We start from the raw sequence: 13,953 nt of genomic DNA, 5'->3' as shown, positions 1-13,953 counted from the left end.
GAACTGGGCATGCATTTCGTTTTTCGTCCCGTTGTCGCGCTGACCCTGGTCGGTGCGACTTTTTGTTTTGCGATACCGGCCAGCCAGATCGCCTTGGCGCAGGCATCGAAACTGGAAGCGTCCGCCGCCAAGCAGCTAGCTCTCAGTGAAAAGCAGGTGGTGGCGTTGCTCACAGCGCAGAAAGATCTCGATGGCTTTGTCGCCACTCCCGGAACGAACGCAGCGGTCCTTGCCCAGATCGATGGTGTCGCCAAGAAGCATGGTTTTGCAAATTACGCCGAGTATACGATCCTTTTCGACAATATCGGTCTCGCAATGGCGGGCATCGATCCGAAGACGAAGACCTATGTGGGGCCGGTTGCCGTGATCAAGCAGAAGATCGCCACCGTTCAGGCGGACAAGAGCCTCTCAGCCGAAGACAGAAAGGAGGCGATCGACGATCTTAATGCCAAAATGGCGTCGCCACCGCCAGCTGTTGCAAACAAGGGCAATATCGATCTCGCGATCAAGTATTACGACAAGCTCGCCGTCGCGCTGAAGGACGACTGATCGTCGGAATGGCGGCCCGCGTTGTTGGTCGTACATGCACCATAAGCGCGTAATGGGCGGAAGATCGGCAACCGAGCAGCCGGGGAAGGGACGACGGGCCGCTGCGATCATTCAGCCACGATTCAGCTGCAGCATTCCATCCTCTGCCAACCGGGCTCGTTGAACCGGTTTCGCTCCGCGATCGACTTTCCCTGGTCGCTCCAATTTGCCGAGGAGATCTTCATGCGTTCCATCCTTCGCCCCGTCATCGCCGCCCTGACCATCGCAGGCTTTGCAACGATTCCCGTCACTGGCGCCGCATATGCGCAGGCGCAGAAACAGCCCGCCGCAAAACAGACGCCGCCCACACCGGCACCCACCGCAGCTCCCGCGCAAAATGCGCCGGCGCCAAAGCAGATTGCGCTGACCGACAAGCAGATCGAGCAGGTGCTGGCTGCGCAGAAGGATCTTGATGCGGTGACCGCCAAGCTGCCGCAGCAGGCGCCTGACAAGCCGGATCCCAAAGTGGTCGCGCAGCTCGATGACGTCGCCAAGAAAAACGGCTTTGCGAACTACGGCGACTACAACGACGTCGTGGAAAACATCATGCTGGTGCTGGGCGGCTTCGATCCGCAGACCAAGAAATATGTCGGCCCCGAAGTGGTGTTCAAGCAGCAGATCGCGGCCGTGCAGGCCGATAAGAAGATGCCGGCCAAGGACAAGAAGGCCGCGCTCGCCGATCTCAACGCCGCGCTCAAATCGCCGCCGCCAGCAGTCGAGAACAAGGGCAATATCGACCTCGTCGGCAAATATTACGACAAGCTGGCCGCAGCGATGCAGAACGACGAGTAAGTCCGCCATTGCCATCGCACGGCTTGGACTTCTGAAGATCGGGGCCGCAGTGCGGTCCCGATTGTCGTTGGAGGCCTGGCCAACGCTACGAAATAACGCCTTGGCGTGCTCCGAATTGTTGTCTAAGCCCTCGTTATTCCGGCTTTCACGAGCCTTTCACTGACGCGGGAGACCGACATGTCGAATCCGAAAGAAGTTCCCGCCCTCCCGCTGAAGGGCTACAGCCTGTTGGACTTCCAGCCCGATCCGACCGTGGTCGGCATCTCCTTCGACACCGAGGCGGGTGTGTTCATGTTCGTGGCCACCAAGGAAATCCTCGACATGCTCGGCCAGGCTTTTATCCACAAGGCCGCCTCAATGCCATCGCGCGAGCAGAGCTGAGACAAAGCTGTTCGCCGCTCCGGAATCGGGTGGCGAATGGCTGAAGATCGTCGCAAACTCCGGACCTCACCACATCGGATGCTGATGCGATCGATGGAGGCTCATATGACCGACGTTCAGTTCACTCTCTTCGACACCGCCATCGGCCGCTGCGGCATCGCATGGGCCGATCGCGGCATCGTTGCTGTGCAATTGCCGCAGCCGGACGAAAAACAGACCCGTGTGCGCATCAAGCAGCGCCATGCGGAGGTCGTCGAAGCCGCGCCGCCGCCGGCGGTACAGGCAGCCATCGACGGTATCGTCGAACTGATGACCGGCAAGCCGGTCGATCTTATCGATATCGATCTCGATCTCAGCGACGTCCCCGAATTCAATCGCAACGTCTATGCGATTGCCCGCCAGATCCCGCCGGGCGCAACGCTGACTTATGGCGATATCGCCAAGAAGCTCGGCGGTGTCGAACTGTCACGCAATGTCGGGCAGGCGATGGGGCAGAATCCGTGTCCTGTGATCGTGCCGTGTCACCGGGTGCTGGCTGCCGGCGGTAAGCCGGGCGGATTTTCGGCCAATGGCGGCGTCGAGACCAAGCTCAAGATGCTCGCCATCGAGGGCGCGTATGTGAATCACACGCCCTCGCTGTTCGATTAGACCTGCCGCAAGATTACCGCAGGCCTGACGCAGGATTTTCGCAAGCTGAGGTGAAATTGCGTCAGGCCGCTTTTCGACCTTAACCCTTTGGCGGAACGGAGATCTTGACCGATTCCCGCTGCAGCATCTTGTTGTGGAAAGCGTCGAGTTTCGGGAACGCCTTGTGCCATCCGCAATCGGGGAAGCGGAAGTCGGCATAACCGAGCACGCAGACGAGCGCTATCTGCGCCGCATCCAGCGGACGCGTCAGAATGTCCGGATGGTTTTCGAAACGCGTGAGGCCCTGCCAGGCGCGATCCCACTGATCGTCATACCAGGCCTGCCACAATAGCTCCTTCGGGCGTACGCCGACCTCGTAGCGGCACAGCAGCATCGCATCCGTCATGCCCTGCAGCATCGAATGCTCGCTCTTCACTTTCCAGCGCGCCGGACCCGAGGCCGGGATCAGTTTGCCGCCGCCGGCGAGCTCGTCGAGATATTCGGTGATGACATAGGAATCGACGATGACATTGCCATCGTCGAGGATCAGCGCAGGCAGCTTCCTGACCGGGCTGATGTCATGCGAATAGGTCTCGTTCTTCTGCGTCGGCGCGACCGAGGCCGCCACCAGTTCGATCTTGTCGATCAGTCCGAGTTCGATCGCCGCGATGCGCACCTTGCGTGCAAAGGGCGAACCCGGAGAAAAAGTCAGCTTCATGTTGAGTATCTTTCATAAATTGAAAAAGCGCGGACACGCCCATGCATATCCGCGCGAGATCGAGGGCGCTTAAGCCGCAACCACTTTCTGCTTCTGCTCGCCGAGCTTCTCGATGCCGAGCGTCATGACGTCGCCGACCTCGAGGAATTTCGGCGGCTTCATGCCGAGGCCGACGCCGGGGGGCGTGCCTGTGGTGATGATGTCGCCGGGCATCAGCGTCATCATGCCGGACAGATACGACACGATCTGCGGCACATTGAAGATCATGGTCGCGGTCGAGCCGGTCTGGCAGCGCTTGCCATTGACGTCGAGATACATGCTGAGCTTGTGCACGTCGCCGACTTCATCTGATGTCACCAGCCACGGGCCGAGCGGGCCGAACGTGTCGTGCGACTTGCCCTTGGTCCACTGGCCGCCGCGCTCGATCTGGAAGAAGCGCTCGGAAACGTCATTGCAGACGCTGTAGCCGGCGACGTGCTTCAACGCATCGCCTTCGGTCACATATTTGGCCCTGGTGCCGATGATGATGGCGAGCTCGACTTCCCAGTCCAGCTTGGTCGAGCCGCGGGGCTTTTCGACGTCGTCATTCGGGCCGCACAGGCTGTTCAGCGCCTTCATGAAGACGATGGGTTCCGACGGAATCGGCATGCCGGATTCCGCAGCGTGGTCGGCATAGTTCAGGCCGATGGCGATGAATTTCGGCTTGCCGCCAACGGGCGAGCCAATGCGCGGCGAGCCGCTTACGGCAGGCAGCGACGCCGGGTCGAGCGCAGCGAGCTTGGCAAGATTGGCAGGCGCAAATGCATCGTCAGCCAGATCCTTCACTTGGCCGGAGAGGTCGCGCAGCTTGCCGTCCTTGTCGATCAGTCCCGGCTTTTCGCTGCCGAACGCGCCGTATCTTACGAGCTTCATTGTTGTCTCCCTTGGACTTGCCTGAAAGGTTGTGGAACAGGGCGCGGGGAAATTCAACCGCGCGACTGAGAGGTCAGAGTCGCAAAATCAGTGCTGCAGCGCGGCAAATCTGAAAGCATCTCCCTCGCGCATGATGTGGCCGGCGCCGAAGTGACCGCCGATCACCAGTGTCGGCGTATCTGTGAAACGTGAGAACAGTGCGCGCCGCGATACGGCGGATTGCAGGGGATCGGCATCCGCCGTGGACGACCAGTCCAGATGCGCCATCTGCACCGGATGATGTGCAGCGTCGCCCGTTAGCAGCGCTTCCTCGCCTGCGGATTTAATGTGCACGCTCATATGGCCGGGGCTGTGGCCCGGTGTCGGGATCAGCGTGATCTCGTCCGAGAGTTGCGCATCGCTGGCAACCAGATCCATCAGCCCGGCATCGGCGATCGGCTTTACGGAATCGTTGAACACGGCGAGATGCGCCGCCGTATCGCTATGCGCCGCCCAGTAGTTGTATTCGTGCTGCCCGAACACATAGCGTGCATTCGGGAATGTCGGCGTCCATTGGCCAGCGACCAGTTTTGTATTCCAGCCGACATGATCGACATGCAGATGCGTGCACAGCACCGTGTCGATACTGTCCGGCGCGAAGCCGGCCGCCGTCATGTTCTCGAGGAACGGCGTGTGCAGGTTATTCCAGGTCGGGACCGAACGGCCCTGCTTGTCGTTGCCGAGACAGGTATCGACGATGATCCTTTGCGTCGGCGTTTCCACGACCAGCGCATGGATCGACATTTTCAGCCGGCCTTCAGGGGTTGCAAATTCCGGCATCAGCCATGGCAGCGCATGGACTTCATCAGGGCCGACTTGGGGGAGAATGAAGCGTGTGCTGCCAATCGTCTGGCCTTCGATGATCTGCGTGATCCTGACCTTGCCGACTGTCCATTGCATCAGGCGTTCACCCTATTGTTTTCGGGCCGGAAGATGCGGGTTTCCAGCTTGGCGCGCAATGGATCATCTCGCGGGGCTGCGCGTTGTCTGAGTGGAACACCGGGCCCTGCAGCGAGGAGCGTGCGATGCCAGAACTAGCGATTTCATCCGAGAAAGTGGGCTTCCTGATCGAGAAGGCCCGGCAGTTCGATGCCGAGGATATCGCCTCGGATCCCGATTCCGGTTCGAACGGCGCCGATGACGATATGATCGATGTGCTTGAGGACAATGGCGAAGATCCCGTGGCGCGGGAAATCGCGGGCTTCATCAGCGCGCTCACCGAGGACGAGCAGATCGACCTCGTCGCCCTGATGCGGCTGGGACGCGGCGACGCCACCATCGATGAATGGAGTGACTTGCGCCGCGAGGCCGCAGAGGGCCGCAACGGGCGCACAGCGCGCTATCTGCTCGGCGAGCCATTGCTCGGCGATCTCCTCGCCGAAGGCCTGGAAGAATTCGGCGTCGATTGGTCCAGCGAACGCACCACGCCGGTCGATTGAGCGCGTAACACAAAAACAAAAGGCGATCGGCATGCGAGCCGATCGCCTTTTCGCGTCTTGAGATATCGCCGCTTACATCGTGCCGGGGAAAGCGCCGCCATCGAGCACGATGTTCTGGCCGGTGATGAAGCCGGATTTAGCGCCGCACAGCCAGGCGCAGGCCTGACCGAATTCATCGGGATGACCGAACCGGCCCGACGGATTTTCGGCGGCGCGCTTGGCCAGGATCTCGTCGACCGAAAGACCTGTGGCCTTGACCTGTCCGGCGGCGACGCCCTTCAGGCGGTCGGTGTAGAACGGGCCTGGCAGCAGGCCGTTGATGGTGACGTTCGCACGTACCGTCTTGCGCGACAGGCCGGCGATGAAGCCGGTGAGGCCGCTGCGTGCGCCGTTGGACAGGCCGAGCACATCGATCGGCGCCTTCACGGCGGCCGAGGTGATGTTGACGATGCGGCCGAACTTGCGCTCCATCATGCCGTCCACCGTCGCCTTGATCAGCTCGATCGGGGTCAGCATGTTGGCGTCGATGGCCTTGATCCAGTCGTCGCGGGTCCAGTTGCGGAAATCGCCGGGCGGCGGGCCGCCGGCATTGTTGATGAGGATGTCGATCTGGCCGGCTGCCTTCAGCGCAGCTTCGCGGCCTTCGACCGTGGTGATGTCACCGACGACTTCGGTGACCTCGACGCCGGGATAGGCCTTGCGGATATCGGCAGCGGCTGCAGCCAGCACGTCGCCGCCGCGTGCAGTCATCGTGACATGCACGCCTTCTGCGGCCAGCGCTTCGGCGCAGCCACGGCCGAGGCCCTTGCTGGATGCGCAGACAAGCGCGCGGCGGCCTTTGATTCCAAGATCCACGATGTCACTCCTGAAGTTCGATAATCCGAGGGCCGCGTTATAGCGGTTCCGGTGGGGTCTGATAAGGGCGCTCCCGTCAGAGCCGGTGCGCGCGTTTCCATTGCTCGATGGTGGCCGTCACGTCCGGCGGCAGCGATTTGACGCCCTTCTGCCCGGCCAGCGACAGCAGGGGCCGCAGCTGTGAGCCGGTCATATAGGCTGGCTGCCTGTCGGCCGGCACCAACTGGTCGAAGATCAGCACCAGCGTCACCGCGATCAGGCCGACGCGAATGGCGCCGAGCAAAGCGCCGCCGAGCCGGTCGCCGATGCCGATCTCGTGGCCGATCACGTCGTTAATTGCCATGCGCAGCAGCGAGCCGAGTACGATGCCTGACACGAGAAAGATCGCGAAGAACAGCAGTGAATTTTGCGTGGTCGAAGCGGCGGCGGCGCCGGACAGTTGCGGCGCGATCAGCCCGGTGATCCAGACGGCGATCGGCATCGCCAGCAGATAGCCCAGAATGGTCACGGCGCTGCGCAAGAGGCCGGCGCGGAAGCCGATGACCATGGCGACGATCAGGCCGACATAAACGACGACATCGAAACTGTTCATCGCGGCTTCGTCCCCATGCGGCAATTCCGCGTCAAAGAAATCGGCGGAGCGCGGCGGTTTGCGATCGCGGCAAGGCCGGGTATCACTAGGGCAAAATCAAAGGGAAATGCCATGTCCGGGATATTCGACGTCAGTAAAGAAACCATCCTCATCACCGGAGCCTCGCAGGGCCTCGGCCGACAATTTGCGCGCGTGCTGTCCGCGCATGGTGCAGCTGTGGTGCTCGCAGCGCGGCAAATGGGCAAGCTAGAGAGCCTGCAGAAGGACATCACGGACAAGGGGGGGCGCGCTGTCGCGGTGTCGATGGATGTCACCGACAATGCCTCGATCGCAAAGGCGTTCGATACCGCTGAAGCTGCGCTCGGGCCGGTCAGCGTGCTGATCAACAATGCCGGCATCGCGGTGGAGAAGATGGCCATCGATCAGACTGAGGCGGATTGGGACGCGGTCATCGGGGCCAATCTCAAGGGCGCCTATTTCGCGGCGACCGAAGCCGCGCGCCGCATGATCGCGCATAAAGTGGAGGGCAACATCGTCAATATCGCTTCCGTCCTCGGCTTCGGGCTGACCAAGGCGGTGTCGCCTTATGCGATCTCGAAAGCCGGCATCGTGCAGGCGACCAGGGCACTGGCACTGGAACTCGCCGCGCACCGCATTCGCGTCAATGCGCTGGCGCCAGGCTACATCGATACCGACATCAACCACGCCGCGTGGGACACGCCCGTGGGCGAGAAGCTGGTCAAGCGCATCGCGCAGCGCCGGGTCGGTCATGAGAGCGATCTCGACGGTGCCATTCTGCTGCTGGCTTCGCAGGCCTCGCGTTACATGACCGGCAGTACCGTGACCGTGGATGGCGGCTTTTTGCTGAATTAGGCCGCCAGAGCCCGTCCAGCGGGCCTGAAACGCCGGTTTCGGCGGTTGTATCCGGGTCGTGCCGGGTTGTGCCGAAACAGGGCAGATCGTCGTTTTCCCGGACCGTCATAAAAGCGCAAAAAGATCGCCGCTGCCCCTTTCCAAAGCAGGCAGGCATTGGTACATACCCCTCGCACCGAGGGCTTTGCCCCGGTTGCCTTCTCAGGAAGCCTCCGGACTGGGATCGATCGACGCCTTGGCGTTGGCCGACTTCGTTTCGTCTCTGGTTTTCCGAAAGGTTTGGCGCGGGGTGGAGCAGCCCGGTAGCTCGTCAGGCTCATAACCTGAAGGTCATAGGTTCAAATCCTATCCCCGCAACCAAACATCTAATTGATATTTCAGAAAAAACGAAAAGCCGCCCTCTGGGCGGCTTTTCGTTTTTACGTCGTGGCGACGGATGCCTTTCAGGGAAAGAATGTGAGGTTTCCGCAGTGATGCAGGCGCCAACTGGCGATGCCGTTAGCGCCTCGACAGCAATACGATGACAGTTATAGCGAGCAGCAGCGAGAGGCCCTTCCAGACCATGTTCGGATTGCGCTCCAGCAGCGGCACGGTCGGCGGATTGAGAAACTCCGCCTTCGGATTGCGCAGGTCGTAAACATATTCGGAGAGTTCGTCGTAGCGCTTCGCCGGGTCGGCGTGCACGGCCTTACGCAACACGCCGTCGATCCATTCCGGGATATCGCTGGCATTGTTGAGCAGCGATCGATAACGCAGCTTGCGGTGCTGCGCGGCGTTCGTAGCCTTCGCGACCTCCGCTCCGTAAGGCAGCGTCCCGGACAGCATCTGATAGGTGAGGGTCCCAAGCGCATAGAGGTCGGATTGCGATGTGGCGCGCTTGCCGAAAAACAACTCGGGTGCGGTGTATTGCGGCGTGCCGAGAATGTCGCTGTGCTTGCCGGGTGAATCAGCTTCGGCGACGCCGTTGACGCGGGTCGAACCAAAATCGATGATCTTCACCGTGCCCGTCTTGTCGATCATGATATTGTCTGGCCGAATGTCCTGATGGATCATCTCCATCCGATGGAACGCCTGCAAGCCGCGTGCTATCTGCTCGGTGATGCCGCGCACGGTTTCCAAATCCGGCTTCGGATTGTCGAGCATCCACTGCTTCAGCGTCTGGCCTTCGATGAATTCGGCGACGATGTAGAGGTAGTTGCGCTTGCGCGACTGTCGGCACGGCTTCAGCACATGCGGACTGTCGATGCGCCGCGCCACCCATTCCTCGATCATGAACCGCTTGAGATAGACCGGGTCGTCGCGCAGATCGATCGACGGAATTTTGATGACAACCTGTTCGCCGCTCTCCAGATCGATCGCGAGATAGATGTGGCTACGGCTGCTGCCATGAAGTTCGCGCACGATCCTGTAGCCGTCGAACACCGCGCGAGCTTCGAGCAGCGGCGGCAGCGGCAATTGCGGCATCAGAATGTCGCTGGCCTCACCATCCGGCACCGCATCTATCCGCACGATCTGTACGGTGAGGTTGTCCGGGCTGTTCTGTGCATAGGCCTCGTCGACGATCAGCCTCGCGGCAGCGTCGAGATCGTCGGCGTGATCGGCGATCGCCGAAGTGATGAAGCGCGCGCTGACGAAATCATAGACGCCGTCGGTGGCGAGGATGAAGACATCGCCGTCGTCGATCTGCAGCACCTGATAGTCGATCTCGATTTGCGGGTTCACGCCAAGCGCGCGGGCGAGGTAGCTCTGCTCGGATGAGATTACGACGCGATGGTCGGTGGTAAGTTGCTCGAGTGCGCGGTCCGATACGCGATAGATGCGGGAATCGCCGACATGAAAGAGGTGCGCTGCGCGTGCGCGTATCACCATTGCACTCAGGGTGCAGACATAGCCGCTATCCTTGTCGTAATGGTAGCGGCCGCGCTGGGTCTGGGATTGCAGCCACGAATTGGTCGCAGCGATGACGCGTTGCGCCGATGTCTTCACCGACCAGGATTCGGATGTGCAGTAATAGTCGGTGAGAAACGATTTGACCGCAGATTCGCTGGCTTCGCCGCTGACCGCGCTGCTGCTGATGCCGTCGGCGATGACGACGGCAATGCCTTTGAGGCTCAACAGCGGCTCGGTCGGAATCAGGGTGCCGTGGAAATCCTGATTGGTGTCCTTGCGGCCCCTGTCCGAATGCTGGCCGATCGAAATCGTCAATTCACGCGGCATGGGTCACACTAATAACACGACGCCCCAGCTGGAGAAGCCGGGGCGTCGTGTTGCGAGGATTGCGGGGGCTAGCGGGCGAGACTAGCAACGCGCTTCGGAGCTGTCTTGATGTGTGTGGCATAAAGCGTCAGGCCGGTGAAGGTCAGGCCGCCGATGAGGTTGCCGAGCACGGTCGGAATCTCGTTCCAGATGATGTAATCCATGATCGTGAACTTGCCGCCGAGCATCAGGCCGGCAGGGAACAGGAACATGTTGACGATCGAATGCTCGAACGTCATCGCGAAGAAGACCATGACCGGCATCCACATCGCGATGACTTTGCCGCTGACGGTCGTTGAGATCATCGCGCCAACCACGCCGGTTGAGACCATCCAGTTGCAGAGCATGCCGCGGATGAACAGCGTCAGCATGCCGGCTGCGCCATACTGCGCATAGCCAAGCGTGCGGCCTTCGCCGATATGGCCGATCACCTGACCCACCTTGTCTGGGGGCGTCGAGAAACCGAAGGTGAACACGATTGACATCATGATGGCGACGACGATAGCGCCCATGAAATTGCCGACGAAGACGAGCCCCCAATTGCGCAATACGCCGCCGACAGTGACGCCGGGGCGCTTGTCAAGCAATGCGAGGGGCGTCAGCACGAAGACGCCGGTGAGCAGGTCGAAGCCCAGCAGATAGAGCATACAAAAGCCGACCGGGAAGAGGATCGCGCCGATAATCGGATAGCCTGTTTGCACCGTGACGGTGACGGCGAACACCGCAGCGAGTGCCAGGATTGCGCCGGCCATGAAGGCGCGGATGATGGTGTCGCGCGTGGACATGAAGATCTTGGATTCGCCGGCATCCACCATCTTGGTCACGAATTCCGAAGGGACGAGATAGGCCATTACTTGAAAACTTTCTTTGGAGCGGGGTTCGGTTGACGTGGCGTGCGCCTATGGCGCGGCGGCGACGCTCATGTTGAGATAGATGCGGCCGTTCTCGAGCTTGACCGGGAAGCTGCGCGCGCAGCCTTTGTCTGCGCCCGAGGCTTCGCCATCATCGAGGTTGATGATCCAGTTATGCAGCGGGCAGGCGACCTTGCGACCGTGTACGATGCCTTCACTAAGCGGACCGCCCTTGTGCGGGCAGCGATTTTCCAGCGCAAACACCTCGTCGCTGGCAGTGCGGAATACTGCGATCTCGCGCCGCGGAGTCTTCACCGTGCGCGCGCCGCGTTGCGGGATCGCGCGCAGTGGGCCGACGTCGAACCAGAAGTCGTTGGATGGGACCATTGTCATGTTCATTCTGCCGGGACGGCTATAATCGAGTTGAGTGTTGCGAGCGGCGTAAATTCATGCTGTTCGCGGCCGGCGGCACGTTCGGCCCAGGGATCCCTGCGGACCGCGCGCTGTGATTTTTCGAAGCGCGCCAGCAGCGCGCGACGGTTGTCGGCATCATCCATGATCGCCGCGCGTACCTTGTCGAGGCCGGCATTTTCGACCCACTTCCAGACGCGTTCGAGATAGCCCGCTTCTTCGCGGTACATCTGCATGAAGGCGGCGATGTACTCGATCGCCTCGTCCTCCGTATCGACATGGCCAAGCAGATCGGTCTGGCGGACATGCAGGCCTGCCGCACCGGCGATGTGGATGTCGTAGCCGGATTCGACGCAGATCACGCCGATATCCTTCACCGTGGATTCCGCGCAGTTGCGCGGGCAGCCGGAGACGCCGAGCTTCACCTTCGCAGGCGCCCATGAGCCGCACATGAAACGTTCGAGCTTGACGCCGAGACCGGTCGAATCCTGCGTGCCGAAGCGGCACCATTCGGAGCCGACGCAGGTCTTCACCGTGCGCAGGCCCTTGGCATAGGCTGCGCCGGAGACCAGGCCCGCACTGTTGAGCTGCGCCCACACCGCGGGTAGGTCTTCCTTCCGCACGCCCAGCAGATCGATGCGTTGGCCGCCGGTGACTTTCACCGTCGGAATCTTGAAGCGGTCGGCGACGTCGGCGATGGCGCGCAATTCGTCAGGAGTGGTCAGGCCGCCCCACATGCGCGGTACGACGGAGAAGGTGCCGTCTTTCTGGATGTTGGCGTGGACGCGCTCGTTGATGTAGCGCGACTGCGCATCATCGGCATATTCGCCCGGCCACGCGCAGAGCAGGTAATAATTCAGCGCCGGGCGACAGGACGGACAGCCGCAGGAGGTTTTCCACGCCAGTTCCTGCATCACGGCGGGAACGGACTTCAACTCCTTCGAGAGGATGAAGCCACGGACTTCGCTATGGGTGAGGTCAGTGCATTTGCACATGGGCTTGCGGCCGGCGGCGGAGTAATTGTCGCCAAGCGTGGCCGCAAGCAGCGATTCCACCTTCGCCGTGCACTGGCCGCAGGAAGCCGATGCTTTGGTGCGGGCGCGCACGTCGTCGAGGGTGGTGAGGCCGTGGGCGGTGATCGCCTGGGTGATCGCGCCCTTGCAGACGCCGTTGCAGCCGCAGATTTCGGCATCGTCCGGCAACGCTGCGACAGCAGCGATCGGATCGAGTGCAACGCCGCCCTGATAGGCCTGGCCGAGGATCAGCGCGTTGCGCATGGCGCCGATATCGACGTTCTTTTTGAGCAGGTCGAAATACCAGGAGCCGTCGGCCGTATCGCCATAGAGTACCGCGCCGATGATGCGGTCGTCGCGCAGGACGACACGCTTGTAGATGCCGCGGGCAGGATCGCGAAGCACGATCTCATCCTTGACGTCGCCTTCGGCGAAATCGCCGGCCGAGAACAGGTCTACGCCGGTGACTTTCAGCTTGGTCGAGGTGGTCGAACCGATATAGCCGTCAACGGTCTCCCCGGCGAGGGTCGCCGCGAGGGTCTTCGCCATGTCATACAGGGGCGCGACAAGGCCGTAGCACTGGCCGCGATGCTCGACGCACTCGCCGACCGCATAGATGTTGTCGTCGCTGGTTCGTAGATGGTCGTCCACGACGATGCCGCGCTTGACGTTGAGGTCGGCGAGCTTGGCGAGTGCGGTGTTCGGGCGGATGCCGACCGCCATCACGACGAGATCGGCCGGTAGGGTCCGACCATCGTCGAGCCGGACTGACTCGACACATGTGTCACCGAGGATGGCTGCTGTGTTGGCTCCGGTCAGCACCTCGATGCCGCGCGCCTCGATCGCCTTTTGCAACAGATAGGCGGCATTGGGATCGAGTTGGCGCTCCATCAGTGTTGGCATCAGATGGACAACGGTCGTTGTCATGCCGCGCATGGCGAGGCCGGCTGCAGCCTCGAGGCCGAGCAAACCACCGCCGATGACGACAGCGTGGCCGCCCTTGCCGGCTGCATCGAGCATCAAGTTGACGTCGTCGAGATCGCGATAGGTGACGACGCCGGGCAGTTCCGCGCCGGGTACCGGAATGAGGATCGGCTTGGAGCCGGTTGCGATAATCAGCGTGTCATAAGTTTCGATCGCGCCGGACTGTGTGGTGACGGTTTTTGCAACGCGATCGATCGCGATGACGAGTTCGCCACGCCTGAGATCAACCTTGTTGGTTGCGTACCACTCATCGGTGTGGATCAGAATGTCGTCATATGCCTTCTCGCCGGAGAGCACCGGCGACAGCATGATGCGGTCATAATTAACACGCGGCTCTGCGCCGAACACCACAACGTCGTAGCGGTCTGGTGCGCGCGCGAACAGCTCGTCCATGACGCGGCCGGCGGCCATGCCGTTGCCGAGGATGACGAGCTTCTGCTTCTTTGCGTTCGGTTGATCGAGCATGTGCAAACCTGTTTGGACCGCTGCCGATCGGAAACAGGAACTCGCTCACCAAGCCCGGTAGGGATGGAGTCACGATGACCGCTTCGCACCTGCAATCAGGAAGCGAGCTGTGTCCCTGCGCTTGAAACCAGCAGCGGTTTCAGCATCCGGCGGACGG

At 61.3% G+C, this 13,953-nt stretch carries 15 protein-coding genes and 1 tRNA gene; 7 read left to right on the top strand and 9 right to left on the bottom strand.

Annotation, left to right across the window (positions count from 1 at the left end; genetic code table 11):
* Nucleotides 1-9: 9 nt before the first annotated feature.
* The 4 genes from SFY93_RS29595 to SFY93_RS29580 all read left to right on the top strand — a co-directional run bounded on the left by SFY93_RS29595 (nt 10) and on the right by SFY93_RS29580 (nt 2,409).
* The gene (locus SFY93_RS29595) at nt 10-549 is read left to right on the top strand and encodes a hypothetical protein (RefSeq protein WP_320445609.1); all 540 of its coding nucleotides are present in this window, start codon (nt 10-12) and stop codon (nt 547-549) included.
* A gap of 222 nt (nt 550-771) precedes the next feature.
* Entirely contained in the window at nt 772-1,380 is a 609-nt protein-coding gene (locus SFY93_RS29590; RefSeq protein ID WP_093757382.1) for a hypothetical protein, read from the top strand.
* Nucleotides 1,381-1,557: 177 nt separating this feature from the next.
* Nucleotides 1,558-1,761, top strand: a complete 204-nt coding sequence (locus SFY93_RS29585; RefSeq protein ID WP_068729147.1) for a hypothetical protein — start codon at nt 1,558-1,560, stop codon at nt 1,759-1,761.
* Between the two features lie 105 nt (nt 1,762-1,866).
* The gene (locus SFY93_RS29580; RefSeq protein ID WP_320445608.1) at nt 1,867-2,409 is read left to right on the top strand and encodes a methylated-DNA--[protein]-cysteine S-methyltransferase; all 543 of its coding nucleotides are present in this window, start codon (nt 1,867-1,869) and stop codon (nt 2,407-2,409) included.
* A gap of 79 nt (nt 2,410-2,488) precedes the next feature.
* On the opposite strand, the gene SFY93_RS29575 is transcribed toward SFY93_RS29580, so the two are convergent.
* The 3 genes from SFY93_RS29575 to SFY93_RS29565 form a co-directional block, all read right to left on the bottom strand.
* Nucleotides 2,489-3,106: a glutathione S-transferase family protein gene (locus tag SFY93_RS29575; protein ID WP_320445607.1), complete on the bottom strand. Its 618-nt coding sequence runs from the start codon at nt 3,104-3,106 to the stop codon at nt 2,489-2,491.
* 69 nt (nt 3,107-3,175) lie between these two features.
* Nucleotides 3,176-4,018, bottom strand: a complete 843-nt coding sequence (locus SFY93_RS29570) for a fumarylacetoacetate hydrolase family protein (protein WP_315843979.1) — start codon at nt 4,016-4,018, stop codon at nt 3,176-3,178.
* A gap of 87 nt (nt 4,019-4,105) precedes the next feature.
* Nucleotides 4,106-4,957: an MBL fold metallo-hydrolase gene (locus SFY93_RS29565; RefSeq protein ID WP_320445606.1), complete on the bottom strand. Its 852-nt coding sequence runs from the start codon at nt 4,955-4,957 to the stop codon at nt 4,106-4,108.
* A gap of 125 nt (nt 4,958-5,082) precedes the next feature.
* On the opposite strand from SFY93_RS29565, the gene SFY93_RS29560 reads away from it, so the two are divergent.
* A complete protein-coding gene (locus tag SFY93_RS29560; RefSeq protein ID WP_320445605.1) occupies nt 5,083-5,496 on the top strand; it encodes a DUF3775 domain-containing protein in 414 nt (137 codons plus the stop codon).
* A 72-nt stretch (nt 5,497-5,568) separates the two neighbouring features.
* Here SFY93_RS29560 and SFY93_RS29555 read toward each other — a convergent pair whose 3' ends face one another.
* Together SFY93_RS29555 and SFY93_RS29550 are read right to left on the bottom strand one after the other, a co-directional pair.
* Nucleotides 5,569-6,351: an SDR family oxidoreductase gene (locus SFY93_RS29555; RefSeq protein ID WP_320445604.1), complete on the bottom strand. Its 783-nt coding sequence runs from the start codon at nt 6,349-6,351 to the stop codon at nt 5,569-5,571.
* A gap of 76 nt (nt 6,352-6,427) precedes the next feature.
* A complete protein-coding gene (locus SFY93_RS29550) occupies nt 6,428-6,943 on the bottom strand; it encodes a CvpA family protein (protein WP_175367647.1) in 516 nt (171 codons plus the stop codon).
* Nucleotides 6,944-7,054: 111 nt separating this feature from the next.
* Here SFY93_RS29550 and SFY93_RS29545 point away from each other — a divergent pair, with 111 nt between their 5' ends.
* Nucleotides 7,055-7,816: an SDR family NAD(P)-dependent oxidoreductase gene (locus SFY93_RS29545; RefSeq protein ID WP_320445603.1), complete on the top strand. Its 762-nt coding sequence runs from the start codon at nt 7,055-7,057 to the stop codon at nt 7,814-7,816.
* A gap of 283 nt (nt 7,817-8,099) precedes the next feature.
* Nucleotides 8,100-8,176 (top strand) — tRNA-Met (locus tag SFY93_RS29540).
* A gap of 138 nt (nt 8,177-8,314) precedes the next feature.
* Here the strand turns inward: SFY93_RS29540 and SFY93_RS29535 are convergent.
* From SFY93_RS29535 to nirB, 4 genes are all read right to left on the bottom strand, one after another.
* On the bottom strand, nt 8,315-10,033 hold the full coding sequence (locus SFY93_RS29535; RefSeq protein WP_320445602.1) for a bifunctional protein-serine/threonine kinase/phosphatase: 1,719 nt from the start codon (nt 10,031-10,033) through the stop codon (nt 8,315-8,317).
* A 68-nt stretch (nt 10,034-10,101) separates the two neighbouring features.
* Nucleotides 10,102-10,923 (bottom strand): formate/nitrite transporter family protein, encoded by an 822-nt coding sequence (locus SFY93_RS29530; protein WP_320445601.1) that lies wholly within the window; start codon nt 10,921-10,923, stop codon nt 10,102-10,104.
* A 48-nt stretch (nt 10,924-10,971) separates the two neighbouring features.
* Entirely contained in the window at nt 10,972-11,316 is a 345-nt protein-coding gene (nirD, locus tag SFY93_RS29525) for a nitrite reductase small subunit NirD (protein ID WP_374725601.1), read from the bottom strand.
* A 2-nt stretch (nt 11,317-11,318) separates the two neighbouring features.
* Entirely contained in the window at nt 11,319-13,796 is a 2,478-nt protein-coding gene (gene nirB / locus SFY93_RS29520) for a nitrite reductase large subunit NirB (protein ID WP_320445600.1), read from the bottom strand.
* Between the last annotated feature and the right edge of the window lie 157 nt (nt 13,797-13,953).

The sequence above is a fragment of the Tardiphaga sp. 42S5 genome, from assembly GCF_034044155.1.
In the GTDB taxonomy this organism is placed as follows: domain Bacteria; phylum Pseudomonadota; class Alphaproteobacteria; order Rhizobiales; family Xanthobacteraceae; genus Tardiphaga; species Tardiphaga robiniae.
The sequence above is the reverse complement of the archived record's forward strand: the minus strand, read 5'-3'. Positions and strand labels throughout refer to the sequence as shown.

Excerpts from the sequence above, each read along its gene's own strand:
- SFY93_RS29535 (WP_320445602.1), bottom strand. The coding sequence starts at position 10,033 with ATGCCGCGTGAATTGACGATTTCGATCGGCCAGCATTCGGACAGGGGC.
- SFY93_RS29530 (WP_320445601.1), bottom strand. The coding sequence starts at position 10,923 with ATGGCCTATCTCGTCCCTTCGGAATTCGTGACCAAGATGGTGGATGCC.
- SFY93_RS29545 (WP_320445603.1), top strand. The coding sequence starts at position 7,055 with ATGTCCGGGATATTCGACGTCAGTAAAGAAACCATCCTCATCACCGGA.
- SFY93_RS29570 (WP_315843979.1), bottom strand. The coding sequence starts at position 4,018 with ATGAAGCTCGTAAGATACGGCGCGTTCGGCAGCGAAAAGCCGGGACTG.
- SFY93_RS29560 (WP_320445605.1), top strand. The coding sequence starts at position 5,083 with ATGCCAGAACTAGCGATTTCATCCGAGAAAGTGGGCTTCCTGATCGAG.
- SFY93_RS29580 (WP_320445608.1), top strand. The coding sequence starts at position 1,867 with ATGACCGACGTTCAGTTCACTCTCTTCGACACCGCCATCGGCCGCTGC.
- SFY93_RS29595 (WP_320445609.1), top strand. The coding sequence starts at position 10 with ATGCATTTCGTTTTTCGTCCCGTTGTCGCGCTGACCCTGGTCGGTGCG.
- SFY93_RS29565 (WP_320445606.1), bottom strand. The coding sequence starts at position 4,957 with ATGCAATGGACAGTCGGCAAGGTCAGGATCACGCAGATCATCGAAGGC.
- SFY93_RS29590 (WP_093757382.1), top strand. The coding sequence starts at position 772 with ATGCGTTCCATCCTTCGCCCCGTCATCGCCGCCCTGACCATCGCAGGC.
- SFY93_RS29575 (WP_320445607.1), bottom strand. The coding sequence starts at position 3,106 with ATGAAGCTGACTTTTTCTCCGGGTTCGCCCTTTGCACGCAAGGTGCGC.
- SFY93_RS29585 (WP_068729147.1), top strand. The coding sequence starts at position 1,558 with ATGTCGAATCCGAAAGAAGTTCCCGCCCTCCCGCTGAAGGGCTACAGC.
- nirB (WP_320445600.1), bottom strand. The coding sequence starts at position 13,796 with ATGCTCGATCAACCGAACGCAAAGAAGCAGAAGCTCGTCATCCTCGGC.
- nirD (WP_374725601.1), bottom strand. The coding sequence starts at position 11,316 with ATGACAATGGTCCCATCCAACGACTTCTGGTTCGACGTCGGCCCACTG.
- SFY93_RS29550 (WP_175367647.1), bottom strand. The coding sequence starts at position 6,943 with ATGAACAGTTTCGATGTCGTCGTTTATGTCGGCCTGATCGTCGCCATG.